Origin of the sequence: Actinosynnema sp. NPDC023794 (genome assembly GCF_040639675.1) — a bacterium.
Lineage (GTDB): Bacteria > Actinomycetota > Actinomycetes > Mycobacteriales > Pseudonocardiaceae > Actinosynnema > Actinosynnema luteola.
This window is the reverse complement of the sequence record NZ_JBFAFR010000014.1, coordinates 206,624-230,406: the sequence shown is the minus strand read 5'-3', so window position 1 is coordinate 230,406 and position 23,783 is coordinate 206,624. Positions and strand designations below refer to the sequence as shown.

General features: G+C 72.1%; 23 protein-coding genes. 16 read left to right on the top strand and 7 right to left on the bottom strand.

The genetic code is table 11. From position 1 onward, the window contains the following. Positions 1–134: 134 nt before the first annotated feature. From pdxT to AB0H12_RS26830, 3 genes are all read left to right on the top strand, one after another. Positions 135–740, top strand: coding sequence for a pyridoxal 5'-phosphate synthase glutaminase subunit PdxT (pdxT, locus tag AB0H12_RS26840; protein ID WP_143192976.1), 606 nt, complete (start codon positions 135–137; stop codon positions 738–740). An 18-nt stretch (positions 741–758) separates the two neighbouring features. Then, the gene (locus AB0H12_RS26835) at positions 759–1,508 is read left to right on the top strand and encodes a YebC/PmpR family DNA-binding transcriptional regulator (RefSeq protein WP_230565635.1); all 750 of its coding nucleotides are present in this window, start codon (positions 759–761) and stop codon (positions 1,506–1,508) included. Between the two features lie 163 nt (positions 1,509–1,671). After that, positions 1,672–2,187 (top strand): DUF4262 domain-containing protein, encoded by a 516-nt coding sequence (locus AB0H12_RS26830; protein ID WP_499626362.1) that lies wholly within the window; start codon positions 1,672–1,674, stop codon positions 2,185–2,187. Positions 2,188–2,602: 415 nt separating this feature from the next. Here AB0H12_RS26830 and AB0H12_RS26825 read toward each other — a convergent pair whose 3' ends face one another. Then, positions 2,603–3,136 (bottom strand): TIGR03086 family metal-binding protein, encoded by a 534-nt coding sequence (locus AB0H12_RS26825; protein WP_499626360.1) that lies wholly within the window; start codon positions 3,134–3,136, stop codon positions 2,603–2,605. A 178-nt stretch (positions 3,137–3,314) separates the two neighbouring features. On the opposite strand from AB0H12_RS26825, the gene AB0H12_RS26820 reads away from it, so the two are divergent. Further along, positions 3,315–4,790, top strand: a complete 1,476-nt coding sequence (locus AB0H12_RS26820) for a peptide MFS transporter (RefSeq protein ID WP_499626358.1) — start codon at positions 3,315–3,317, stop codon at positions 4,788–4,790. 45 nt (positions 4,791–4,835) lie between these two features. Here AB0H12_RS26820 and AB0H12_RS26815 read toward each other — a convergent pair whose 3' ends face one another. Continuing rightward, complete coding sequence (locus tag AB0H12_RS26815; RefSeq protein ID WP_499626356.1) at positions 4,836–5,672, bottom strand: NAD(P)H-binding protein; 837 nt, start codon at positions 5,670–5,672, stop codon at positions 4,836–4,838. A 98-nt stretch (positions 5,673–5,770) separates the two neighbouring features. On the opposite strand from AB0H12_RS26815, the gene AB0H12_RS26810 reads away from it, so the two are divergent. After that, on the top strand, positions 5,771–6,175 hold the full coding sequence (locus AB0H12_RS26810; RefSeq protein ID WP_499626354.1) for a winged helix-turn-helix transcriptional regulator: 405 nt from the start codon (positions 5,771–5,773) through the stop codon (positions 6,173–6,175). 82 nt (positions 6,176–6,257) lie between these two features. Here AB0H12_RS26810 and AB0H12_RS26805 read toward each other — a convergent pair whose 3' ends face one another. After that, on the bottom strand, positions 6,258–7,556 hold the full coding sequence (locus tag AB0H12_RS26805) for a cytochrome P450 (protein ID WP_499626352.1): 1,299 nt from the start codon (positions 7,554–7,556) through the stop codon (positions 6,258–6,260). Between the two features lie 158 nt (positions 7,557–7,714). Between AB0H12_RS26805 and AB0H12_RS26800 the strand changes: the two genes are divergently transcribed. Together AB0H12_RS26800 and AB0H12_RS26795 are read left to right on the top strand one after the other, a co-directional pair. Beyond that, positions 7,715–8,200 carry a hypothetical protein gene (locus tag AB0H12_RS26800; protein ID WP_499626350.1) on the top strand — a complete coding sequence of 162 codons (486 nt, stop codon included), beginning with the start codon at positions 7,715–7,717 and terminating at the stop codon, positions 8,198–8,200. Further along, a complete protein-coding gene (locus tag AB0H12_RS26795; protein WP_499626349.1) occupies positions 8,197–8,688 on the top strand; it encodes a hypothetical protein in 492 nt (163 codons plus the stop codon). The genes AB0H12_RS26800 and AB0H12_RS26795 overlap by 4 nt, the downstream gene beginning before the upstream one ends. Before the next feature lie 21 nt (positions 8,689–8,709). On the opposite strand, the gene AB0H12_RS26790 is transcribed toward AB0H12_RS26795, so the two are convergent. Further along, the gene (locus AB0H12_RS26790) at positions 8,710–9,927 is read right to left on the bottom strand and encodes a cytochrome P450 family protein (RefSeq protein WP_499626347.1); all 1,218 of its coding nucleotides are present in this window, start codon (positions 9,925–9,927) and stop codon (positions 8,710–8,712) included. A gap of 57 nt (positions 9,928–9,984) precedes the next feature. Between AB0H12_RS26790 and AB0H12_RS26785 the strand changes: the two genes are divergently transcribed. Next, the gene (locus tag AB0H12_RS26785) at positions 9,985–11,040 is read left to right on the top strand and encodes a TetR/AcrR family transcriptional regulator (protein ID WP_499626345.1); all 1,056 of its coding nucleotides are present in this window, start codon (positions 9,985–9,987) and stop codon (positions 11,038–11,040) included. On the opposite strand, the gene AB0H12_RS26780 is transcribed toward AB0H12_RS26785, so the two are convergent. From AB0H12_RS26780 to AB0H12_RS26770, 3 genes are read right to left on the bottom strand one after another with little or no spacing between them, the layout of a single operon-like run. Continuing rightward, on the bottom strand, positions 11,012–11,482 hold the full coding sequence (locus AB0H12_RS26780; RefSeq protein ID WP_499626343.1) for an acyl-CoA thioesterase: 471 nt from the start codon (positions 11,480–11,482) through the stop codon (positions 11,012–11,014). The two genes, AB0H12_RS26785 and AB0H12_RS26780, sit on opposite strands and share 29 nt — an antisense overlap. 10 nt (positions 11,483–11,492) lie before the next feature. After that, the gene (locus AB0H12_RS26775) at positions 11,493–12,647 is read right to left on the bottom strand and encodes an MFS transporter (RefSeq protein ID WP_499626341.1); all 1,155 of its coding nucleotides are present in this window, start codon (positions 12,645–12,647) and stop codon (positions 11,493–11,495) included. Continuing rightward, complete coding sequence (locus tag AB0H12_RS26770; RefSeq protein WP_230565648.1) at positions 12,647–13,240, bottom strand: TetR/AcrR family transcriptional regulator; 594 nt, start codon at positions 13,238–13,240, stop codon at positions 12,647–12,649. The genes AB0H12_RS26775 and AB0H12_RS26770 overlap by 1 nt, the downstream gene beginning before the upstream one ends. A gap of 126 nt (positions 13,241–13,366) precedes the next feature. Here AB0H12_RS26770 and AB0H12_RS26765 point away from each other — a divergent pair, with 126 nt between their 5' ends. The 8 genes from AB0H12_RS26765 to AB0H12_RS26730 all read left to right on the top strand — a co-directional run bounded on the left by AB0H12_RS26765 (position 13,367) and on the right by AB0H12_RS26730 (position 23,768). Then, positions 13,367–13,918: a Scr1 family TA system antitoxin-like transcriptional regulator gene (locus AB0H12_RS26765; RefSeq protein WP_499626338.1), complete on the top strand. Its 552-nt coding sequence runs from the start codon at positions 13,367–13,369 to the stop codon at positions 13,916–13,918. A gap of 10 nt (positions 13,919–13,928) precedes the next feature. Continuing rightward, the gene (locus tag AB0H12_RS26760) at positions 13,929–15,983 is read left to right on the top strand and encodes a PQQ-dependent sugar dehydrogenase (RefSeq protein WP_499626336.1); all 2,055 of its coding nucleotides are present in this window, start codon (positions 13,929–13,931) and stop codon (positions 15,981–15,983) included. A gap of 243 nt (positions 15,984–16,226) precedes the next feature. Continuing rightward, on the top strand, positions 16,227–17,465 hold the full coding sequence (locus AB0H12_RS26755) for a glutamate-cysteine ligase family protein (protein WP_499626334.1): 1,239 nt from the start codon (positions 16,227–16,229) through the stop codon (positions 17,463–17,465). Beyond that, a complete protein-coding gene (egtB, locus tag AB0H12_RS26750; RefSeq protein ID WP_499626333.1) occupies positions 17,462–18,775 on the top strand; it encodes an ergothioneine biosynthesis protein EgtB in 1,314 nt (437 codons plus the stop codon). Before AB0H12_RS26755 ends, egtB begins: the two co-directional genes overlap by 4 nt. A gap of 2 nt (positions 18,776–18,777) precedes the next feature. Beyond that, positions 18,778–19,527 carry an ergothioneine biosynthesis protein EgtC gene (gene egtC, locus AB0H12_RS26745; protein ID WP_499626331.1) on the top strand — a complete coding sequence of 250 codons (750 nt, stop codon included), beginning with the start codon at positions 18,778–18,780 and terminating at the stop codon, positions 19,525–19,527. Then, positions 19,524–20,498, top strand: coding sequence for an L-histidine N(alpha)-methyltransferase (egtD, locus tag AB0H12_RS26740; protein ID WP_499626329.1), 975 nt, complete (start codon positions 19,524–19,526; stop codon positions 20,496–20,498). Before egtC ends, egtD begins: the two co-directional genes overlap by 4 nt. Before the next feature lie 224 nt (positions 20,499–20,722). Next, entirely contained in the window at positions 20,723–22,252 is a 1,530-nt protein-coding gene (gene lysA / locus AB0H12_RS26735; protein ID WP_499626328.1) for a diaminopimelate decarboxylase, read from the top strand. Continuing rightward, positions 22,242–23,768, top strand: coding sequence for a class I adenylate-forming enzyme family protein (locus AB0H12_RS26730; protein ID WP_499626325.1), 1,527 nt, complete (start codon positions 22,242–22,244; stop codon positions 23,766–23,768). The genes lysA and AB0H12_RS26730 overlap by 11 nt, the downstream gene beginning before the upstream one ends. The last annotated feature ends 15 nt before the right edge of the window (positions 23,769–23,783 follow it).

Here is a 23,783-nt window from a genome sequence, read left to right as displayed (position 1 = left end):
GAGCGACGCGAGGCCGTCGTTGGCGATCAGTGCGCCGAGCACGATCATCGTCCACATGGCCCCGGTGGTCGTCTCCACCACCAGGGGCGAGAGCACCTAGGCTGGTGGCAGTTCACCTAGGAGGAAATCCAGCCGTGTCCGTCGTCGGTGTCCTCGCCCTCCAGGGCGACGTCCGTGAGCACCTCGTCGCGTTGGCCGAGGCCGACGTGCTCGCCCGCCCGATCCGCCGGCCCGAGGAGTTGGCCGAGGTCGACGGCGTGGTGCTGCCGGGCGGCGAGTCGACGACCATCAGCCGGCTGCTCGCCACGTTCGACCTGCTCGAACCCCTGCGCGCCCGGATCAAGGAGGGCATGCCCGCCTACGGTTCGTGCGCCGGGATGATCCTGCTGGCCGACCGCGTCCTGGACGGCCGGCCCGACCAGCACCAGCTCGGCGGGCTCGACATCGTGGTGCGGCGCAACGCGTTCGGCAGGCAGGTCGATTCCTTCGAGGCCGAACTCGACTTCACCGACGTGGGCGAGGTGCACGCGGTGTTCATCCGGGCCCCGTGGGTGGAATCGGCGGGATCGGACGTGGAAGTACTCGCCCGGGTGCCCGAAACGGAAGACGCGGGAGAGGCCGCCGGTAGGATCGTCGCGGTTCGGCAGGGGCACGTGCTCGCCACCTCGTTCCACCCGGAACTGACCGGCGACGGGCGGGTGCACCGCCTTTTCGTGGACATGGTCCGTGCCGCGGGCTGAGTATTCGACGGAGGAAAGATGAGCGGCCACTCAAAGTGGGCGACCACCAAGCACAAGAAGGCCGCAATCGACGCCAAGCGCGGCAAGCTCTTCGCGCGGCTGATCAAGAACATCGAGGTGGCGGCCCGCACCGGCGGTAGCGATCCCGACGGCAACCCGACCCTGTACGACGCCATCCAGAAGGCGCGGAAGAACTCCGTGCCGCTGGACAACATCGAGCGCGCCCGCAAGCGCGGCGGTGGCGAGGAGGCCGGCGGCGCGGACTGGCAGACCATCATGTACGAGGGCTACGGCCCCAACGGCGTGGCGGTGCTGGTCGAGTGCCTGACCGACAACCGCAACCGGGCCGCGTCCGAGGTCCGCACCGCGATGACCCGCAACGGCGGCTCGATGGCCGATCCGGGATCGGTGGCCTACATGTTCACCCGCAAGGGCGTGGTGATCGTGCCGAAGGGCGACCTGTCCGAGGACGACGTGCTGATGGCCGTGCTCGACGCGGGCGCGGAGGAGGTCAACGACCTCGGCGAGAGCTACGAGGTCGTGTCCGAGGCCGGTGACCTGGTCGCGGTCCGCAAGTCCCTCCAGGACGCCGGGTACGACTACGAGTCGGCGGAGGCGAACTTCCTGCCGTCGGTGACCGTGCAGCTGGAGGCCGAGGGCGCGCGGAAGATCTTCAAGCTGATCGACGCGCTCGAGGACTGCGACGACGTGCAGAACGTGTTCGCGAACTTCGACGTCTCCGACGAGGTGATGGCCGAGGTCGACTGAGCCCCGGCCTCCGGATCCGACCTCAGGGCCCGCCCTGAACCCGACGGCCCCGTGGCGGCAGCTGCCGCCACGGGGCCGTCGCCGTCGTGACCTGTCGTCCGTCCGGGGCACGTCGTGGCCGCGCTTATGCGGGGTTGACGCCGGCAACGGGCACAATGGCCGGGTGTCGAACCCCTCCGCCCCCTCCGTCCAGGACATCAACCTGCGCAACTGGCTGTTGACGCAGGCCGAGCAGCACGGTCACGCCGTCGTCACCGTGCCCGAGGACGACGAAGGCGCCGGCTACTCGTTCTCCGTCGGCGCGTGGCGCCGGTTCGGCGTCGCCGAGGTCGTGGTCCTGGGCCTGCCGCCCGAGCACGCGCAGGTGCTCATCCGCGCGTACGTCGACCGCGCCAGGCGTGGCGAGCGGTTCGTGCCCGGTCGGCTCTACTACGACTTCCTGGGCGGCGTGCCGGTCACGTTCGAGCGCGTCTTCAAGGGCTTCTACCCGGAGTTCTTCGGCAGCGCGTTCCTGCTCTACGGCAAGGGCGACTTCGCCGCCCTCCAGATCATCCTGCCGACCGCGGACGGCAAGTTCCCGTGGCACCACGACGCGCCGATGGGCTTCGGCGACTGGCAGCTGCTGCTGACCGAGAGCGGCCGACCGGAGAGCTGGGAGCCGGGCGTCACCGGTCCCTGAGCGACCCCACCAGCACTGTTCGGCGCCGTTCGGGCCCCGCCGCACCACGCGGAGGGGCCCGAGTCGTTGTCCGGGAAATGTTGTCAGGGCATCGCCCACCGACCGCTGACAACGTCCGAGGGCTATCAATGGCCTGTGCGTCGACTGTCGGGGGCTACGCACGCCGCGAGGGGGAGGTGCGCCCCGTCCCGCGTAGTCGGGGAGCTGCGCGGGGCGGGGCGTGCGCGACGAGGCTTGGTCACGGGGGCCCCGCCCGTGCCAAGGAAGAGGCCGTGGGGGAGAGCCTCCGATGGGCTCTCCCCTCGGTGCCCGCCACCACCCGAACCGCGATCACGCCAACGATCACGTGACCAGCCACTACCTGGCCGACCGTCCTCCGCCCGGCCGTCACCGGGACCGCCTGCCGGACCGTCCGCTACGGCGTCCGGCCGAGCAGCGCGACGAGCCTGGTCTGCGGGTCTGCGTTGTCGGGCACCGGCACCGGCGGGTCGAACAGCCCGCTCGCCGCCCACGCCTCCGCGTTCGGCTCCACGTACGCCAGCACCGCCCCGGCGAGGTCCGGGTCGATCCGGTCGTCCGCCCCGATCGCCCGCGCCAGGTCCCAGGCGTGCACGGCGAGGTCGGACGTCATCTGCCAGCCGTACTCGACCGCCGTCGCCTTGCCGTAGCTCAAGTGCACGGGCTTGAGCAGCGCTTTCGGCGCGATCCACGCCTCGCGCGCCGCGGCTGCCGCCAGCACCCACGAGTGCAGCGGGTCGTGGCCGAGCTGGTCGCCGTCGAACCGGTCGCCGACCTGCTCGATCGTGCAGCCGGCCAGCAGTTCCGGCGCCCACAGCTGCTCGTGGACCAGGTGGTTGACCAAGTCGTGGACCGACCACTCCTTGCAGGGTGTGCCCCAGTCCCACTGCTCGGGGCGCACTTGGCGCACCCGCGAGTCGAACTCCGTCATCGCGCGTCCGTGAGCCTCGATCAGATCCACCCCACGAGTGCACCAAACGTTGAACCGGAGCGCACCCCGAGGCTGTGCGATAGGCCACTCGGACGTATCGGGGTTTCATTCCGTACCCCCGTACGGCGTAATGTGGTCCGGTCTGCCGACGGTGACATCGTTGACACAGGAGGAACACGTGAGCGCCACGAGCGCCGTCTCCACCCCGCAGCGGGGCTTCTTCGGCCATCCCCGAGGACTGTCGACGCTGTTCTTCACCGAGCTGTGGGAGCGCTTCTCCTACTACGGGATGAAGGCGATCCTCGCCTACTACCTGTACCGGTCCACCGCCGACGGCGGGCTCGGGCTCGACCAGAGCTTCGCGCTGTCGCTGGTCGCCATCTACGGCGCGTCGGTCTACATGTCCGGCGTCGCGGGCGGCTGGCTGGCCGACCGGGTGCTCGGCGGGCAGCGCGCCGTGTTCTACGGCGGCGTGCTGATCATGTTGGGGCACGTCGCGCTGGCGCTGCCGATCGGCCTGGCGGGCGTCTACACCGGTCTGGTCCTGATCGTGCTGGGCACCGGTCTGCTCAAGCCGAACATCTCCACGGTGGTCGGCGGCCTGTACGACCGGCAGGACCCGCGCCGCGACTCCGGCTTCACGATCTTCTACATGGGCATCAACCTCGGCGGCTTCCTCGCGCCGCTGGTGTGCGGGTTCCTCGGCGAGACCTACGACTGGCACCTCGGCTTCGGCGCGGCGGCGGTCGGCATGGCGTTGGGCCTGGTCGTCTACCGGCTCGGCCGGCGAGGTCTCGGCGACTCGGCCGCCACCCCGCCGTTCCCGCTGCCCGCCGAGGAGCGCGGCCGGGTGATCGGTCGGATCGTGGGCGTGGCCCTCGGCTCGGTGGCCGTGGTGGCGCTGCTGGTCGTGCTCGGGGTGCTCGGCGCGGAGGGCGTGATCAACCTGATCAGCCTGCTGTCGGTGCTGCTGCCGATCGGCTACTTCACCGTGATGATCCGCAGCCCGCGCACCGCGCCGGTGGAGCGGTCGCGGGTGATCGCCTACATCCCGCTGTTCATCGCGGCGGCGATGTTCTGGCTGCTGTTCGAGCAGAGCGCGACGGTGATCGCCGCGTTCGCCGACACCAGGGTGGACAACTCGTTCCTCGGGTGGGTGTTCCCGCCGTCGTTCATCCAGTCGATCAACCCGGTGATGATCATCGCGGTGGCGCCGCTGTTCGCGCTGCTGTGGGTGAAGCTGGCCAAGCGCCAGCCCTCGACGCCGCGCAAGTTCGCCTACGCGTTGCTGCTGGTCGGCCTGTCGTTCCTGCTGATGATGATCGCCAGCCAGGGCGACCCGTCGGTGCGGGTGAGCTTCCTGTGGCTGGTGCTGATGTACCTGGTCATGACGTGCGGCGAGTTGCTGCTGTCGCCGGTGGGCCTGTCGGTGACGACGAAGCTCGCGCCGCGCGCGTTCGCCTCGCAGACGATGGGCCTGTGGTTCCTGGCCACGGCGGCGGGCTCGGGCGTGGGCGCGATCGTGGTGCGGTTCTACAGCGACGAGAACGCCGTGGCGTACTTCGGCGTGCTCGGCGCGGTGGCGATCGGCCTCGGTGTGGCGCTGGTCGTCGCGACGAAGTCCATCCACCGGTTGATGCGGGGCGTCGACTGAGGTGCCGCTCGGTGAGGGGCGCGGCGCACGCCCCTCACCGGGCTCTCACTTGAACGCCGCCGCGTTGCGCGCGGCCCAGTCGGCGAAGGAGCGGGCGGGGCGGCCGAGGACCCGGTCGACGTCCGGGCTCACCCGACGCTCGTCGGCGGTCGGCGTGCCGAGGATGTCGAGGGTGGTGTCCACGATCACCTCGGGCATGAACGCCGTCATCGCGGCCTTGGCCTCGGCACGGCTCAGCCCCACGAACCGCACCGGCTCGCCCAGTGCGTCCCCGATCGCCGCGACCTGCTGCCGCGGCGTGACCGCCGCCGGCCCGGTCAGCACGTAAGTCCGACCGGCGTGGCCCGCCCCGCGCAACGTCACGGCGGCGACCTCGGCGATGTCGTCCGGGTCGATGACGGGCAGCGCCACGTCGGCGAACGGCGCGGCGGCCAGCCGCTGCTCGCGGATCGTCCCGGCCCACGCGTAGCTGTTCGAGGCGAAACCGCCCGGCCGCAGCACGGTCCACGCCAGGCCCGACCGCGTGACGGCCTCCTCCAGCTCCGGCGAGTGCCGCCCCGTGCCGACGCCCTGCGACGACAGCTGCACGACCCGCTCGACGCCACCGGCGCGGGCGAGGTCGAGCACGTCACCGAGCACGGTCCCGTCGCCGCCGTTCGTCGTGAAGTCGCCCGAGGTCAGCAGGAACAGCGCGGTAGCGCCGTCGAACGCCGGCTCGAGGCTCTCCGGCTCGGTCAGGTCGGCCCGCACGTGGCGCGCGCCCGCGGGCAGGTCCCGTGCCGAGACCCCGCGTGACACGGCGGTCACCTGCTCGCCCGCCTCGACCAGCGCCCGCACCAGCGTCCGGCCGACGTTCCCGGTCGCCCCGGTCACCACGATCATGATCACTCCCCGTAGGTCGAGTTTCGCTTGCCCGGGGAAAGTTACTGTCCTGGATATAGTAGGTACCTAGAGGAAAGTAATGGCGGAAGGGGCCTGTTGTGACCAGTGGCACAAGCCGGGCGGCGGTCGACCCGGAGCAGGCCTGTCCGATCGCGCCGGTGGTGGACCTCGTGTTCAGCCGCTGGACGACGCCGATCCTGTGGGCGCTCAACGAGTTCGGGCGGCAGCGGTTCGTGGAGCTGTCGCGCCGCATCACCACCATCACGCCCAAGGTGCTCACGCAGCGGCTGCGGCAACTGGAGCGCGACGGGCTCGTCGAGCGCACCTACCACGCCGAAGTGCCGCCCCGCGTGGAGTACGAGATCAGCGAACTCGGGCGGAGCCTGGCGCCGTTGTTCGCGCACCTGGCCGAGTGGTCGGCGGTGAACCTGGAGAAAGTCGAGCGGGCCCGGCAGGACCACGACGCCAAAGAACACGTGGGTGGCCGGAAAAGTCCGCAATAGTGCGGAAAGGGCGCAACGACCCGCCGCGGCGGCGGTGCGGCGGGTCGACGCGCGAGTACAGCATGCACCACATTCCTGAGGCTCAGCTGATGGTTTCCACGATCGGGTGTTGTTTTTTCACGCCCGTGGTGACCGGAAGCCTCGCCGCACCCCGGATGACGCGCGACGGACGGCGGTGCACGCGGCCCGCCGCTCTCAGGTCCGGGAACCGGCGGAACAGGCCGCGCAGGGCCGCCGCGCCCTCCATCCGGGCCAGCCCGGCGCCGAGGCAGTAGTGGATCCCGGACGAGAACGCCAGGTGCTCCCGCACGTCCGCGCGACCGGGGTCGAACCGGTGCGGATCGGCGAACACCGCCGGGTCGCGGTTGGCCGCCGCCAGCATCAGCATGATCGGGGTTCCCTTGGGCAGGCGCGTGCCGGCGACCTCGGTCGTCTCGAACGGCACCCGCACCGTGTACTGCACCGGTGGGTCGTGGCGCAGCGTCTCCTCCACGACGGCGTCGGCGTAGCCGGGGTCGGCGAGCAACCGCTCGCGGACCTCGGGGTGCCCCAACACCTCCAGCACCGAGTTGCCGATCAGGTTGACCGTGGTCTCGAACCCGGCCACCAGCAGCAGTTCCGTCGTGGCGATCAGGTCTTCGCGGGTCAGGTCGTCGTGCGCCACCAACGCGGACACGATGTCGTCGCCGCCAGGGTGCCGCCGCCGGTGCGCGATCAGGTCGTCCAGGAACGCCTCGAACTCCCGCAGCGCTTCCTGCAGCGCCTTCAACCCGCGCAGGTCCCGCACGCCGTCGAGCGCGTTGACCAACGCGCTGCCCCACCGGGCGAAGGTCGCGTGGTCCGCGCCCGGCACGCCGAGCAGGTCGGCGATCACCTGGATCGGCACCCTGGCCGCGAAGTCCCCGACGAGGTCGAACGTCCGCCGGTCCGCCACCTCGTCCAGGTACTCGTCGACCACCCGCTCCACGGTCGCCGCCTGCGCGCGCAGACCGCGCGGCGTGAACCAGGGCGCGACCAGCCGCCGCAACCGCGTGTGGTCGGGTGGGTTGAGCACCAGGAACGACTCCTCGACCGGGTTCACCAGCCGCCGTCCGTCGAGCTGGACCGACGAGTCCACCGGCGACAGCGCGCCCGCGGACAGCGGCCCGAACCCGGGATCGCGCAGCAACCGCGAGGACAGCTCGTGCGAGGCGGTGAGGTACAGCCCCATCTTCGTCTTCACCAGCACGCCCTGCCGGCGCACCGACTCGTACACCGGGTAGGGATCGCTGGTCGGGTTCTCCCCGAGCAGCCGGGCGGCGGGATCGCCGAGGAGGGCCTGGGCCCGGACGATGGTGCGTCCCAGGAACAGCAACGTCGCGTTCTTCACCGTGGACGGCATGTCACCACGGTGGCCTGAGCGCGAGAAAGGTTCAAGCCCGGTGCCGAGAACCCCCGAACCGCGCGCACCCGAGAGGACCCGACCGGACCGACCGGAGCCGGTGTCACCCGGCGGAAACCGATCGCCGCGACCGCCCGCCCGAACTACGCTCCCGCGCGATGACCACCGTCCTCTGGCTCCTCGGTCCTTCCGGCGTCGGCAAGTCGACCGTCGGCTGGCTGGTCTACCGGTCCCTCGACCGCGCCTCGTACGTGGACGCCGACCAGCTCGGCCTCTGCTACCCGTCGACCGCCGACGACCCCGAGAACCACCGGGTCAAGTCGACCGCGCTCGGCGCGCTGTGGCCGGAGTTCAAGGGCTCCCCGCTCGTCGTCTCCGGCTTCCTCGACACCCCCGGGGATGCCCGCCTGTACACCGAACGCCTGCCCGGCGCGGACATCACGCTGTGCCGGTTGCGGGTGGGCCGCGCCGAGCTGCGCGCCCGGTTCCTCGGCCGCGGCTGGCTCACCGACGCGGTGGACGAGGTCCTCGACGGCGCCGACGCGCTGGAGCGGGCCCCCGACTTCGCCGACTTCACCGTGGACACCGACGGCCGCGCGCCCTCCTCGATCGCGGCGGAGATCCGGAAGAGGTGGACCGCGTGACCGTCCTGTGGATCGCCGGCCCGCGCGCGGTCGGCAAGTCGACGGTGGGCTGGGCGGTCTACAGCCGGATCTTCCCGTGCGCCAAGGCGGGCTACGTCGACCTGGCCCAGATCACCTTCGCCACGCCGCCGCTCGACGTGGCGGGCAAGGCGCGGCGGCTCGACGCGGTCCGGCGCGTCCACCAGGACGAGGGCGCGCGGCACCTGGTCATCACGGGCGACGCCGAGAACCGCGTGCCGGACGCGGAGCTGTGCCTGCTGTCCGCGAGCCACGACCAGCTCGTGGCACGCCTGCTCCTGCGTGGCGCGGGCAAGGGGCCGCCGATCCCGGGCGACGACCTCCGGGGGCTGCCCGAGGAGGAGCTGCGCCGCCTGGCCGTCCCGACCGTCGCGCCGGCCGCCGACCTCCTGGTCGACACCGACGGCCGCGAGGTCGACGAGATCGCGGAGGACATCCTCCACCGGTTCTTCCCCGAGCTCGCCGCCTGACGGGCCCGCCGGCCTCGCCGCCTAACCGTTCCGGCCGCTGACGACCAACGACGCCAGCCGCCACGTGCCGCCGTCCGGCGTCCGCTGCGGCGTCTCCGCCAACGCCAGGTCCGGGAACCGCTGCAGCACGGCCGAAAGCGCGACCTGCGTCTGCACGCGGGCGAACGCGGCCCCGAGGCAGAAGTGCGCGCCGTGCGAGTAACCGAGGTGCCCGACCGACGGCACGCGCGTGACGTCCAGCTCGTCCGGCGCGGTGTAGACGCGCGGATCGCGGTTGGCCGACACGATCGCCGTCATCACGGGCTGACCCTTGTCGATCACCACGTCGCCGAAGGCCACCTCCTCCTTGGTGAACCGGGGCACGGTGAGCAGCTGAGGGCCGACCCACCGCGTCAGCTCCTCCACCGCGCGCGGCACGAGGTCCGGGTCCGCCCGCAGCGCGGCGAGCTGGTCGGGGTGGGCGAGCAGCGCTTCGAGGCCGTTGACGATGAGGTTGCTCGGCGTCTGCCCGGCGATCACCAGCTGCCACACCAGGGTGACCAGCTCCGCGTCGGTGAAGCGGTCGCCGTCCTCGTCCCGCACCCGCAGCAGCTGGGAGATCAGGTCGTCACCCGGTGACGTCCGGCGCAGCTCGACGGCCTCCAGCGCCCCCTCGACGATCCCCGGGATCGCGGCGAGGAACCCCGGCCCGTAGCCGCTCACCACGGCCGCGCCGTACTCGCGCCACCGCGGCCGGTTCTCGGCGGGGATGCCGACCAGCTCGCAGATCACGTCCATCGGCAGCGGCCGGGCGAAGTGCTCCATGAGGTCCACCGTGTCGCCGTCCGGCAGGGCGTCGAGCAGCGCCGCCACGATCGCTTCGATCCGCGGCCGGAACTCCTCCGCCCGACGCGCCGTGAACGCGGGCGCGGCCAGCTTGCGCAGCCGGAGGTGCTCGGGGCCGTTCAGCTCGGACATCGTGCGCAGGTAGGGCTTGCAGTGCTCCGGGATGCCCGGCAGGCCCATGAAGCTGTTCGGGCTCAGCTCGAAGCGCGGGTCGGCGAGCATCGCCTTGGCGTCCTCGTGCCGGGTGAGGATCCACATGTCGCCCATGCCGGGCAGGGGCATCCGCGCCACGGGGCAGCGTTCGCGGGCCTCCCCGTACGCGGTGAACGGGTCCAGCAGCACCTCGGGGTTGGCGGGGTCGATCTCGGGCACGGTCATCTCCAGCCTCCGGATGTTCAAATCAGATGTTCTCATCATCTGAATGGTCACGGTATCTTGACCGCGCGACGCCTGGCAAACGGGAGCGTGACGGTGCGGCTGAGCAGGGCGGAAGCGCAGGAGCGCAACCGGGCGAGGGTGCTGGGCGCGGCCCGCGCGGAGTTCGTCGAACGCGGCTTCCGGGACGCCAAGATCGACACGATCGCGCAGCGCGCCGAGCTGACCCGGGGCGCGGTGTACTCGAACTTCCCGGGCAAGCGCGCCCTCTACTTCGCGGTGCTGGCCGACCTGGCGGAACGCGCGACACCGCCGTCCGACCCGCAACGCGGATCCGACCGGCGGGCCGCCCTCGGGGCACTCGCCCGCGCGTGGGTCACCTCGCTCAGCCACGACGCGTTGGCGCGCGACTTCCTGCCCGAGGTGGCCGCCGAGGAGGTGACGCGCCGGCCGTTCACTCAGTTGATGAAGCTGGACGCGGTGCTGCTCAGCCTCGCCCTGGAAGCGCTCGACCCGGTCGTGCCGCCGCCCGGCTCGCCGCCCGTCCGGGTGGTCCGCCTCGCCGAGATCGTGCTCGCCACCCTGCACGGCGCGAGCGGCCTCGCCACCGCCGCGCCCGGCTTCCTGGAGCCGTTCGACGTGATCAGCGCGTGCGAGCAGCTCGCGGACCTGGAGCTGAACGACTGGTGGGTGGCGCCTCCCGGCGCGGCGGTGCTCCCGGAGGACCGGCCGTGGGCCCCGCCCGTCGTGGTCGACCTCGTGCGCGGCGAGGAGGTGACGCCCGACGAGGACGGCGTGGTCGTCGTGCTGGGGCTCAACCGGTTGGCCGCCGTGGAGGAGGCGGTGCGGACCGCCGGTGGTCGCGTGACCCTCGCGATGGTGACGGGCACGCCGGGGGAGCTGGCGCCGTTGGCGCGGCTGGTGCTGGCGCGTCTGTGCGTCGGTCTCCGGCAGGCGTTCCCGGTCGCGGCGTGGCCGGGGCTGCGGGTGGTGTGCGACGAGACCGGCGCGCTGGCGGGCGCGGCGGGCGTGCCGTCGGTCAGCGACGAGACCGAGACCGCGATCCGCGTCGAGGGCGGCCGGGTGGTGGCGCGGGCCGAGGGCTCAGGCGCGGGTCACGCGGTCAGCTCCGGGGCGCGGGTGCGGACCTAGTCACGGGCCTGGTCGCGGGCCGGGCGGCGGCCGGACGGCGTTCCAGGACCTTGCGGAAGTCGGCCGGGATCGGGGTGCTGCGCAGTTCCGGCGTGCCGAAGGAGACGTACCGGTTCCAGCCGGTGGCCACCGGCGTGCCGTCCACGTCCGCGTCGAACCCCATGGTCAACGTGGTGGTGCCCAGCGTCCGCACCCGGACCGCGATGCGCAGCAGGTCGTCGAACCTGGCCGGGCTGAGGTACCGGATGGACGTCTCGGCCATCACGAAGTCGACGCCGTGCTTCTCCAACTCCTTGTAGGAACCCAGCAGGGATCGCAGCGTCTCCACCATGGCGGCCTCGAAGAAGACCGCGTAGCGCGACGCGTGCACGATCCCCTGGCGGTCGCAGTCGACCGGGCGCACCCGCACCCGGTGCACGTGGGCAGGTCGGGCGTCAGCCATGTCGGCGATCCTATGGGGTCACCTGGACGGTGCGCGTCGGCCTAGCGGTGACTGCTCCGAGTGATGCCCCGACCAGTTGGCCCGCCGCGACCAGCAAGATCAGCGACGTCGGCGACCACGCGGTGAGCAGCGCGCCGCCGCCCGCCGCGCCCACCGCGTACGCCCCGATCTTCAGGCTCGCGCCCGTGGTCGACACCTGGCCGAGCAGCGGACCCGGCGTGTACCGCTGCCGCGCGGTGATCGTCGCGGTCAGGACGGGCCCCTGCGCCAGACCGCTGACCAGCGCCAGGACCAGCAACGCCGGGAAGTGCGAGGCGAGCGGCCACAACGCCAGCGTCACCCCGTACAGCGCGACCGTCGTGAACACGACCCGCTCCGGGCGCCACCGCGGCAGCCCGCGGCGGACCACCAGGATGCAGCCGATGGCGCCCACCTCGAACACCGCCCACACCAGCCCGGCCTGGTCGCCGTCCACGCCGAGCCCGGCGACGTGCAGCGGCAGCGCGGTGGCGAGCATGCCGACCGACCCGTACCCGACCACGGACGCGACCGTCGCGCCACGCAGCGGCGGCGTGGTGACCAGGTGCCGCAGGCCCCGCTTGATCGCCGCACGCAGCGACGGGTGCTCACCGGGCGGGTGCGGCGGCACGCGCAACGTCAGCGTGCACAGCGCGCCCGCCAGGGCCAGCGCGGCGACCGCGGCCACCGCGACGGCGGGCGACGCGGCCGTGCTCAGCACGCCCGCCAGCCCCGGTCCGGCGACCGCCGCCGCGTTGAACAGCAAGGCGTCCTGCGACGTGGCCCGGTTCAGGTCGCCGGCCAGGCGCGGGACCAGGCTGGTGAACCCGCCGCTGGTCATCGGCAGCGTGATGCCCGCGACGAACGACGCCGCCACGAGCCAGGGCGCCGGCGCGAACACCATGGCCACCGCCATCGCGCAGAGCGCGAACTGGTTGGCCGCCAACGCCGCCACCGGCCGGCGGGTCCGGTCGAGCCACGCGCCGAGCAGCGGCCCGGACAGGATCGACGGCACGGTGTACGCGGCGATCACCGCACCGGACAGCACGGTCGACCCGCTGCGCGAGAGGGCGAGCAGCACCACGGCCACGGCCACCATCTCGTCGGCCAGCCGGGCGAGGCCCGCGGCCCAGAGGTACCGGCCCATCACGCCTTGCGGCGGTGCCGCCGGACGCTCTCCTCCACCAGGTCCAGCACGGGTTCGAGGTCGTCGGCGGGCAGGCCCATGGCCAGGTGCGACACCAGGCCCTCCAGCACCAGCTCCAGGAACGACGTCAGCACGTCCACGTCCACGTCGTCGCGCAGGTTCCCGGCCTCGCGCTGGCGCTCCAGCCGCTGCCGGGTCGCGTCGGTGAGCTGCCGCGAGCGCTCCGCCCACCTGGCCCGGAACTCCTGGTCGGTGCGCAGCCGCCGCGACACCTCCAGCCGCGTGCCGAGCCAGTCCGCCGGGTGCTCGACGTCGTTGGGGTCCGGCGGGTACAGCAGGTCGCGCATCACCTGCACGAGCCCCTGCTCGGCGACGACCTCCGCCATGCGCAGCGCGTCGTCCTCGGCGAGGGCGAGGAACAGCGACTCCTTGTCCCGGAAGTGGTGGAAGATCGCGCCCCTGGACAGGCCGGTAGCCTCTTCCAGACGGCGCACGGTCGCGCCTTCGTAGCCGAAACGCGCGAAACACGCACGAGCGCCGTCGAGGATCTGACGGCGACGGGCATCGAGGTGGTCCTGGCTCACCCTGGGCACCTGTCGATGTTGCCAGGGCCGCCTGACGAAATCCAATCAGTACGTACGGCTTGCCCCGTCCACTTTGGGGTGTACTTCGACGTCTCGACTCGAAACGCCAGGTCACCGTCACTACGGTGGCGCACCGTGACCGCAGGTGAGGACATTCGTCCGCCGCTGAGGCTGGTGTCGGGACTGGGCTGGTCGAACCGACCGTCCACCGTGGACCGCAGTCGGCACGGCCCCGACTTGATCGATCTGATCAGGCTCGTCGGCCGGCGACCCGGTGACGTGGCGGACGGTCCGGCCGGGTGCGCCGTCGTGGTCTTCGAGGCGTTGTGCGTCCCGGAGCCGCTGCGCACGCCCGCCTACACGCTGGCGTTCGGCGACGACCCCGCCGACCTCGGCGTCGACCGGTTGCCGCACGAGGCCGCGCGGTTCTTCGTGCACGAGGCCGCGTTGCACGTCCGCGTCGGCGACGAAGCGGTGATGGCCGACCAGCTGGACGCGCTGGCGAGCCGGACCGACGCGCCGGTCCGCCTGGTGCCGTTCACGGCCGGCCACGTCGGCGTGCTGCGGTCGTCGTTCGCCCTGCCCGAGGGGCGGCGACCGGCGGAGGTGCTGGACCGGATCGCCTTGGACGTGCCGTCCTCGCGGGCCGAGTTCCGCCGCCAGGCCGCGCGCTACCGGAGCAGGTGAGGGGACGGCCATGGGATCGCACTCACTGCGCTCGCGACCGACGCCGCGACGACGGCTCCCGCTCGCCGCGGTGGTCGCCGCGACGGCGCTGTCCCTGCTGACCGCGTCCGGCGCCGCGCACGGGCTCACCGACCACCAGGCCGAGGCCGCGACGATCTCGCGCGGCACGGTGGAGTCCGAGCACGCCGGGTTCACCGGTACCGGGTACGTCGACTACGACGACAGCTTCGGCGGCTACGTCGAGTACGCCGTGACCACCGCCCGGGCGGGCACGCACGCGCTGGTCTTCCGCTACGCCAACGGGACCGACGACGACCTCCCGCTCGCGCTGACCGTCAACGGGAAGCGCGCGGGCGGCGTCTCCTTCCCCGGCACGGGCTCGTGGACCACGTGGCGCGACGTCACGGCGTCCGTGCGGTTGTCGGCGGGCGTGAACCGGGTCCGCGCCACCGCCACCACCGCGGACGGAGGCCCGAACGCCGACCGCCTCACCGTGGACGACACCGACGTCGAGGCGCCGACCCCGCCGCGCGACCTGCGCGCCACGGGCAGGTCCGAGACCACCGTGTCGCTCGCGTGGGACGCGTCCTCCGACGACGTCGGCGTGGTCGGCTACGACGTCTACCAGCACGGTCAGCTCATGACGAGCGTGTCCGGCACGACCCTGTCGGCCACCGTCACCGGTCTGCGCCCCGACACCGCGTACGACTGGACGGTCTTCGCCCGCGACGCCGCGCCCAACGTCTCGCAGGCCAGCAACAACGTCGTCGTGCGCACCGACGCCCCGCCGCCGGACAACGAGTCGCCCACGGCGCCGGGCGGCCTGCGCGCCACCGGCAAGTCCTCGACCAGCGTGTCGTTGGCGTGGGAGGCGTCCACGGACAACGTCGGCGTCACCGGGTACGTGGTGCACCGCGACGGCGCGCAGGTGGCCACCACCGACCACCCGTCCACCACGGTCACCGGCCTGACCGCCGGCACCGGCTACCGGTTCGCGGTGCGGGCGCGTGACGCGGCGGGCAACCTCTCGGCGTTCAGCGACGAGGTGGTCGTCGCGCCCGGCGGGACGCCGCCGCCGGGCGAGCCGAGGCTCGGCGCGGTGACGACGCTGCGCGAGGGCACCGACGTGCCGTGGGGCCTGGCGTTCCTGCCCGACGGCACGGCGCTGGTGTCCGAACGGGAGCGGTTCCGGCTCTACCGCCTCACGCCGGACGGCAAGCGCACCGACGTCGGCCGGGTGCCGGGCGCGCAGAGCACCGACGGCGAGGGCGGCGTGCTGGGCATCGAGCTGTCGCCGACGTTCGCCACCGACGGCCACGTGTTCATCTACCACACGGCCGAGGACGGCAACCAGGTCGTGCGCGCCAGGCTGATCGGCGAGACGCTCACCGGCTGGACCACGATCCTGGACGGCATCCCGAAGAACCGCTACCACAACGGCGGACGGCTGCGGTTCAGCCCGGACGGCAGGCACCTGTTCGTCTCCACCGGCGACGCGCAGAACGGCAGCTACGGGCAGAACCTCGACACCAACGCGGGCAAGATCCTGCGCATCCACCCGGACGGCTCGATCCCGGCCGACAACCCGTTCCCGGGCAAGGCGATCTGGAGCTACGGGCACCGCAACGTGCAGGGCCTCGACTTCGACTCGCAGGGCAGGCTGTGGGCGACGGAGTTCGGCAACAACACGCTCGACGAGCTCAACCTGATCCAGCGCGGCGGCAACTACGGCTGGCCCGGCTGCGAGGGCACACAGGGGTACTGCGAGGGCAGCATCCCGCCGAAGCGGACGTGGCCGACGTCGGCGGCGGGGCCGAGCGGGCTTGCGATCATCAACGACCACCTGTTCATCGGCACCACGGTCGGCCAGCGGGTGTACCGGCTGCGCGTCGAGGGCTCGGAGGTGGTCGAGGAGCAGGTCTACTTCCAGGGCGAGTACGGGCGGCTGCGGACCGTCGAGGTCGACCGGGAGGGCGACCTCTGGCTGACCACGTCGTGGGACCGGGACTGGGAGGCCGGCAACGACCGCGTGCTGCACGTCGACGTCGAATACCAGGGTTCCTGACCGGTCACCCGGATGCCACGAGTTGTTCACGCCGTGCCCGGATTGTCCGCTCGGGCACCGGGACTCGCCCACTCGGAGCAGCCGGGAGGCCTCCTGAACGCGGTCACCCGCCACCCGACCGGCCGTCATCCCCGCCTTCGCCACCCGGCATGTCGTTGATCCGCAAGGGTTTCCACAGCTGCGAGTGTCGGTGCCTGCGTGTAGCGTCGAACGGACGAGATTTGATCACGGGGAGTGCAACCAGTGACTGCTGTCCGTAACGCACCGGCTCCGGGGCCCACCCCGGCGGTGTTCCGGGATCGAGCGGAGGCCGAGGCCTACGTCGCCTCGGTCTGCTTCAAGCACGGGCCTCCGAGGCTGCTCGGAGTCGAGTTGGAATGGACCGTCCACCACGTCGAAGATCCCAGCCGACCGCTCGACGCGAAGAGCCTCGCGGCCGCGCTCGGCCGGCACGCGCCACCGACCCTCGTCCCCGACAGCCCCCAGCGGCCACTGCCCTCCGGCACCCCGCTGACGGTGGAGCCGGGTGGCCAGGTCGAGATCTCCACACCGCCGCGCGATTCGCTGACGGATCTGCTCAAGACCGTCGCCGCGGACATCGAACACCTCCACAGCCTGCTCGAACCCGCCGGTCTCCGGCTCGGTCAGCACGGCGCCGACCCGTTCCGCCCGCCGCGCCGGATGCTCCAGGTCCCGCGCTACGCGGCGATGGAACACGCCTTCGCCCCCCTCGGGCCCGAGGGCATCACGATGATGTGCAGCACGGCGGGCCTGCAGGTCTGCCTGGACGCCGGGCTGGCCGCCGACCTGCCGCGGCGCTGGGCCGCGGTGCACGCGCTCGGACCCGTCCTCACCGCCCTGTTCGCCAACTCGCCGGGTGTGAACGGCCGTCGGACGGACTGGGCCAGCGCGAGGATGCGCACGCTCTACGCCACCGACCCCGTGCGGACCCGTCCGGCGGCGGTGTGCGCGAAACCGGCCGACGCTTGGGCGAAGCGCGTGCTCGACAGCCCGGTCATCGCGGTGCGCAGACCGGGGCCGAACTGGCTGCCGCCGCACCCGTTGACGTTCGCCGACTGGATCGCGGGCGCGCTCGACGGCCCGCCGACGGTCGACGACCTCGACTACCACCTCACCCTCCAGTTCCCGCCGGTCCGCCCGCGCGGGTACCTGGAGGTCCGCTACCTGGACACGCCGCCGGACGGCCAGTGGTTGCCGCCGGTCGTGCTGATGGCGGCGTTGTTCGGCACGTCGGCATCCGTGGACGGGGTGCTCGCGGCGACCGAGGGCGCCGCGAACCGCTGGCTCGCCGCCGCGCGGTACGGCCTGACCGACCCGGTGCTCGCCCGCGCGGCGCGCGACGTGGTCGACCTGGGTTGCGCCGCGCTGTCCGACACCGACCTGTCGGTCGGCCAGACCGACGCGATCGCCGAAGAACTGCACCGCACGCTCGCTGAGAAGACCGGAGGGGGCCGTTCATGACCAGCACCGAGGACCTTCGCGACCGGGTCGCCGCCCAGCTCACCAGGGCACGCGACCGCAGCAGGCTGCTCACCGACGCGGTGGACGACCACGACCTCGTCCGCCAGCACTCCAAGCTGATGTCACCGCTGGTGTGGGACCTCGCGCACATCGGCAACCAGGAAGAGCTGTGGCTGGTCCGCGACGTGGGCGGCCGTGAGCCGGTCCGGGCGGACATCGACGAGCTGTACGACGCGTTCAAGCACGCCCGGTCGGTCCGGCCGGAACTGCCGCTGCTCGGACCCGCCGAAGCGCGCAAGTACGTCGGCGAGGTCCGCGACAAGGTGTTCGACGTGCTCGAGCGCACGCCGCTGGAAGGCCATCGGCTGGTCGACGGCGGGTTCGCGTTCGGCATGATCGTGCAGCACGAGCAGCAGCACGACGAGACCATGCTGGCCACGCACCAGCTGCGCGTCGGCGACCCGGTGCTGGACGCGCCGCCGCCACCGCGCGGCGGCCCGGTGGGCCCGGCCGAGGTGCTGGTGCCCGGCGGGCCGTTCACCATGGGCACGTCCACCGAGGCGTGGGCGCTGGACAACGAGCGGCCCGCGCACCAGGTGGTCACCGAGCCGTTCTTCATCGACACCACGCCGGTGACGAACGGCGCGTACGCGGCGTTCATCGCCGACGGCGGCTACCGCGACCCGAGGTGGTGGAGCGAGGCCGGCTGGGCGCACGTCCGCAAGGCGTCGCTGGTCGCGCCCCGGTTCTGGGAACGGGTCGGCGACCAGTGGTACCGCACCGCGTTCGGCCGCACCGAGCCGATCGAGCCCGACCAGCCGGTCGTGCACGTCTGCTACCACGAGGCCGAGGCGTACGCGACGTGGGCGGGCAAGCGGCTGCCCACCGAGGTGGAGTGGGAGAAGGCGGCCCGCTTCGACCCGGCGACCGGCCGGTCCCGCCGCTACCCGTGGGGCGACGAGGACCCGACGGAGGCGCACGCGAACCTCAACCAGCGGCACCTGACGCCCGCTCCGGTCGGGGCGTACCCGGCGGGCGCGTCGGCGTTGGGCGTGCACCAGCTCATCGGTGACGTGTGGGAGTGGACCAGCTCCGACTTCCACGGTTACGCCGGGTTCGAGGTGTTCCCGTACGCGGAGTACTCCCAGGTGTTCTTCGGCCCGGACTACAAGGTGCTGCGCGGCGGGTCGTTCGGCAGCGACCAGTCCGCGGTGCGCTCGACGTTCCGGAACTGGGACTACCCGATCCGACGGCAGATCTTCGCCGGCTTCCGCTGCGCGCGGGACGCCTCGCGGGACGAACTGACCTGACCGTGTGCCGCCATCTGGGTTATCTGGGCCCCGCCGTGCCCGTCGCCGCGCTGGTGCACGACCCGCCGCACTCGTTGGTGCGGCAGTCGTACGCGCCGCGGGACATGCGCGGCGGCGGCACGGTCAACGTGGACGGTTACGGCGTGGGGTGGTACCCCGCGCCGGGCGGCCCGGCGGTGCGCTACCGCCGCGCGGGCACGATCTGGTCGGACGAGAACCTGCTGGCGCTGAGCCGGGCGACGGTGTCCGGCGCGGTGCTGGCCGCGGTGCGCTCGGCGACGGTCGGCATGCCGGTGGCGGACACCGCGTGCGCGCCGTTCACCGACGGGCAGTGGCTGTTCAGCCACAACGGGCGGGTCGCCGACTGGCCGGAGTCCGTGGTGGACCTGGCCAAGACGCTGCCGGTGGCCTCGTTGCTGACGTTGGACGCGCCGACCGACGCCGCCCTGCTGTGGGCGTTGGTGCGGTCGCGGCTCGCTTCGGGGGCCGCACCGGGCGCCGCGCTGGCTTCGGTCGTGTCCGAAGTCGCCGCCGCCGCGCCCGGCTCGCGGCTGAACCTGTTGCTCACCAACGGCACCGTGCTCGTCGGCACGACGTGGACCCACTCGTTGTGGGTGCGCACCGGCGACGGCGCGGTGACGTTGGCCTCCGAGCCGTTGGACGACGACCCGCGCTGGCGGGAGGTGCCCGACGGGCACGTCGTCACGGCTGATGTGTCTACTGTGGACGTTCAACGGATTGGACGAGGATGACCGAGCCTGTGCTGGACGTGCACCTGACCCCCGAGGACGCGGCGATCGCGCTGCGCGCCGAGGCGCGGGCAGGGCTGACCGCGCGGCCGAAGTGGGTCTCGCCGAAGTGGTTCTACGACGCGGTGGGCAGCGACCTGTTCGAGGAGATCACCCGGCTGCCCGAGTACTACCCGACCCGCGCGGAGCGGGAGATCCTGGTGGCGCGGGCGGCGGAGATCGCGTCGCTCACCGGCGCGCACTCGTTGGTGGAGCTGGGTTCCGGCTCGTCGGAGAAGACCCGGTTGCTGCTCAGCGCGCTGCGCTCGCACGGCACGTTGAAGGAGTTCGTGCCGTTGGACGTGTCGCCGTCGGCGTTGACGGACGCGGCTCGGGCGATCATGGCCGCGTACCCCGGGCTGCGGGTGCACGGCGTGGTCGGCGACTTCACCGAGCACCTCGGCCTGCTGCCCGGCGCGCCGCCGCGGGTGGTGGCGTTCCTGGGCGGGACGATCGGCAACCTGATCCCGGAGGAGCGGGACAAGTTCTTCGCCTCGGTGCGCGACGTGCTGGACGCGGGGGAGTGGTTGCTGCTCGGCACGGACCTGGTGAAGGACCCGGACGTGCTGGTGCGCGCGTACGACGACGCGCAGGGCGTGACGGCGGAGTTCAACCGCAACGTGCTGCGGGTGATCAACCGGACGCTGGACGCCGATTTCGACCCGGCGGACTTCGAGCACGTGGCCCTGTGGAACGCCGAGGAGGAGTGGATCGAGATGCGCCTGCGGGCCCTGCGCCCGGTCAAGTCCCACGTCGCCGGGCTGTCCTTGGACGTGGAGTTCGCCGAGGGCGAGGAACTGCGCACCGAGGTGTCCGCGAAGTTCCGCCGCGAAGGCGTGGAACGCGAACTGACCGCCGCGGGCTTCGCCCTCCACCGCTGGTGGACCGACCCGGCCGGCCGCTTCGCCCTGTCCCTGGCCCGCGCCCTTCCCTGACCTCACGGCGCTCCTGCGCGGACGCCCGCGTTATCAGGCGCAGCCATCCGGTGTAACCGCTTGACCACACCGGATGGCTGCGCCTTCGGGACCCCGGACAGGCTGCGCCTTCGGAGGGTTCGCGCCAGGTTCGTCGATCGTAGGGTCTGCGTGCGCCGCGGTGTCCACCCCGCCGGCGGGCATCCATCCCACCCACGTCGACGTCCGAGGTCAGGAGCCGCCGCATGAACGAGTACTCGATCCAGGGAATCGGCATATCCGAACTGGTCGACCGGTTCGACACCCCGCTGTACGTCTACGACGGCGCGGGGATCGAGCGCACGTACCGCGACCTGCGCGCCCGCCTGCACGAGGCGATCGAGATCTTCTACTCGCTCAAGCCCAACCCCAACGTCAGCGTCGTCAAGGTCCTGCGCCAGGCAGGCGCGTCGGCCGAGGTCTGCTCCATGGGCGAGCTGAGCAGCGCTCTGCGCGCGGGCTTCCGGCCCGCCGACGTGCTGTTCACCGGCCCCGGCAAGAGCGTCGACGACCTGCGCGAGCTCGTGGGCCTCGGCATCCGCGCCATCATCTGCGAGTCGTGGGGGGAGCTCCGGCACATCGACGAGCTCTCGGCCGCCGCGGGCCGGCGCACGCCCGTGCTGCTGCGGATCAACCCGGCGTTCGGGGTGCGCGGCGGCCGGTTGACGATGGCGGGCAAGCCGCGCGAGTTCGGCATCGACGAGGACCAGGTGCTCAGCGCGACGGATGTCGTGCAACGCCACCCGAACGTGCGTTTCGTCGGCATCCACGTCTTCACCGGCACGCGCATCCTGGACGCCCAGGTGGTGGTGGACAACACCGAACGCATCCTCGACCTCGCGGTGAAGGTGTCCGAGTCGCTGGGCTTCGACCTGGAGCTGGTCGACATCGGCGGCGGCATCGGCATCCCGTACTACCCCGACGAGCGGGAAGTGGACCTCGACGTCCTCGCCACGGGCATCAACAAGGCCGTGGACGCGTTCCTGCTGCGCCTGCCGTCCGCGAAGCTCGCCATCGAGCCCGGCAGGTTCCTCGTCGGCCCCAGCGGCGTCTACGCGGTGAGTGCCCGCTACGTGAAGCAGTCCCGCGGTGAGCGCTTCGTCATCACCGACGGCGGCACCCACCAGAACATGTCGGCGGTGGGCATGGGCACCTACCTCAAGCGCAACTTCCCCATGGCCCTGCTGACCGACCTGGACCGCCCGGTGACCGGCCCGGCGACCGTCACAGGCCTCCTGCTCACCCCGACCGACATCATCGGCCAGGACGTCGACCTGCCCGACGTCGAACCCGGCGACGTGATCGGTGTCTTCCAGTCCGGCGCCTACGGGCCGAGCGCGTCCATCACCTACATGAACGGCCAGGGCTTCCCGGCCGAGGTCCTCGTACACGAGGGCAAGGCCCACCTCGTGCGCAGCCGCGACACCGTGGAGGACTTGTTCACCCGCCAGATCGTGGCGGAGTTCGAAGCCGACACCGCCGCGGCGGTCCCCGACCAGGACCTGTCGGCGGGCGTCCGCGAGGAGATCGCGCGCCTGGTGGGGGAGTCGGAGATGGACGACGACAGCACCCTGTTCGACGACCTGGCACTGGACTCCTTGTCGGTGGTGAACCTGCTGGGCAGGCTGGAGGGCCGCTTCGGCGTGCACGTGGACCCCCACGAGGTCAACGGTGAGACCTTCCGGACGGTGGGCTCCCTGATCCGCTTCGTGGCGGACAGCCGCCGTGCCGTCTGAGCGCCCGGTGCCGCGTCTGCTGCACCACTTCCTCGACGAACGAGCCGCCGTCACCCCCGACGCGCCGGCTCTCACCACCGCTGACGGCACCCGGACGTACCGCGAGGTGCACGACGCGAGCCTCCGCCTGGCCGGCTGGCTGACGTCCCGAGGGGTCCGTCCCCGGGACCGCGTCGTGATCGCCCTGCCGACGACGATCGACGTCCCGCCCCTGCTCCACGCCGCGTCCCGCGTCGGCGCGGCGTTCTGCGTGCTGCACGAACAGGTCCGGGGCGCCGGTCTGACCCACGTCCTGGACGACCTGGAACCCTCTCTCCTGATCACCGCGGACGAGGAAGCGTCGACCCAGGCCCGCCGACGGGGCATCCCCGTGGCCACGGCCACCGACCTGCACGCGGCCGCCGTCACGGCCGAGCCCGTGACGTTGCCCGAACCGTCCCCCGACGACATCGTGTGCCTGAACTACACGTCGGGCAGCACCGCACTCCCGAAGGCCGTGATCTCCCACCACCGCCAGCTGGTCTTCGCCGCGACGGCGATCCACCACGAGATCGGTTACGGGCCCGGTGACGTGGTGTTCTGCCCGCTGTCCCTGTCCTTCGACTACGGCCTCTACCAACTGTTCCTGGCTGCCCAGGGCGGCGCGCACCTCTGGCTCGGCTCCGTCGTCGAAGGCGGTCCGGGGCTGCTCAAGGCGCTGGTCGACGTCGACGCCACCGTGCTGGCCGCGACACCCGCGATGACCGAAACCCTGGTGTGGCTCCTGGAACGGACAACCGTGGTGCCGCGGCGCCTGCGTCTGCTCACCACGACGGGTGCGGCGATGAAACAACACACCGCGGCCGCACTGCGCGCGGCCCTGCCCGCCCTCCGCCTGCAGATCATGTACGGACTGACCGAGTGCAAACGAGTCTCGATCATGTCCCCGGACGAAGACCTGACCCGCCCGGGAGCCTCGGGCCGCCCCCTGCCGGGAACCGAGGTCTACGTCCAAGGTCCGACGGGCGAGCGGCTGCCCGCGGGCGAGACCGGCGAGTTCGTCGTCCGCGGCCCCCACGTGATGCCCGGCTACTGGCGCCGTGAAGACCTGACCGCCGACCGCTTTCCCGTGGCGTCCGACGGAACCCGGGAACTCCACACCGGTGACTACGGCCGGTTGGACGAGGACGGCTACCTCTACGTGGACGGCCGCCGGGACGACATCTACAAGGAGCGGGGCTTCCGGGTGAGCACGACAGAAGTGGAAGCAGCCGCCCAAACAGTCCCGAACGTCCGCTTGGCGGCGGTGGTCCCACCCCGGGACGTGCCGGACTCGCACGCGGTCCTGGTGGTGACCGGCGACGTGCGGCCGACAGCCGTCCTGAAGGCCCTCCGCGACCGCATAGAACCGTACAAAGTCCCCCGAGAGTGCGTAGTGGTGGACGAAATCCCGTTGTCCGGCAACGGCAAGCTGGCGCGAGCCGCCCTGGCCGGCGTGCTGGCCTCCCGCTCCGTCCCGGCCGCGGAGATGCACTGACACCGCCGCCGAGAT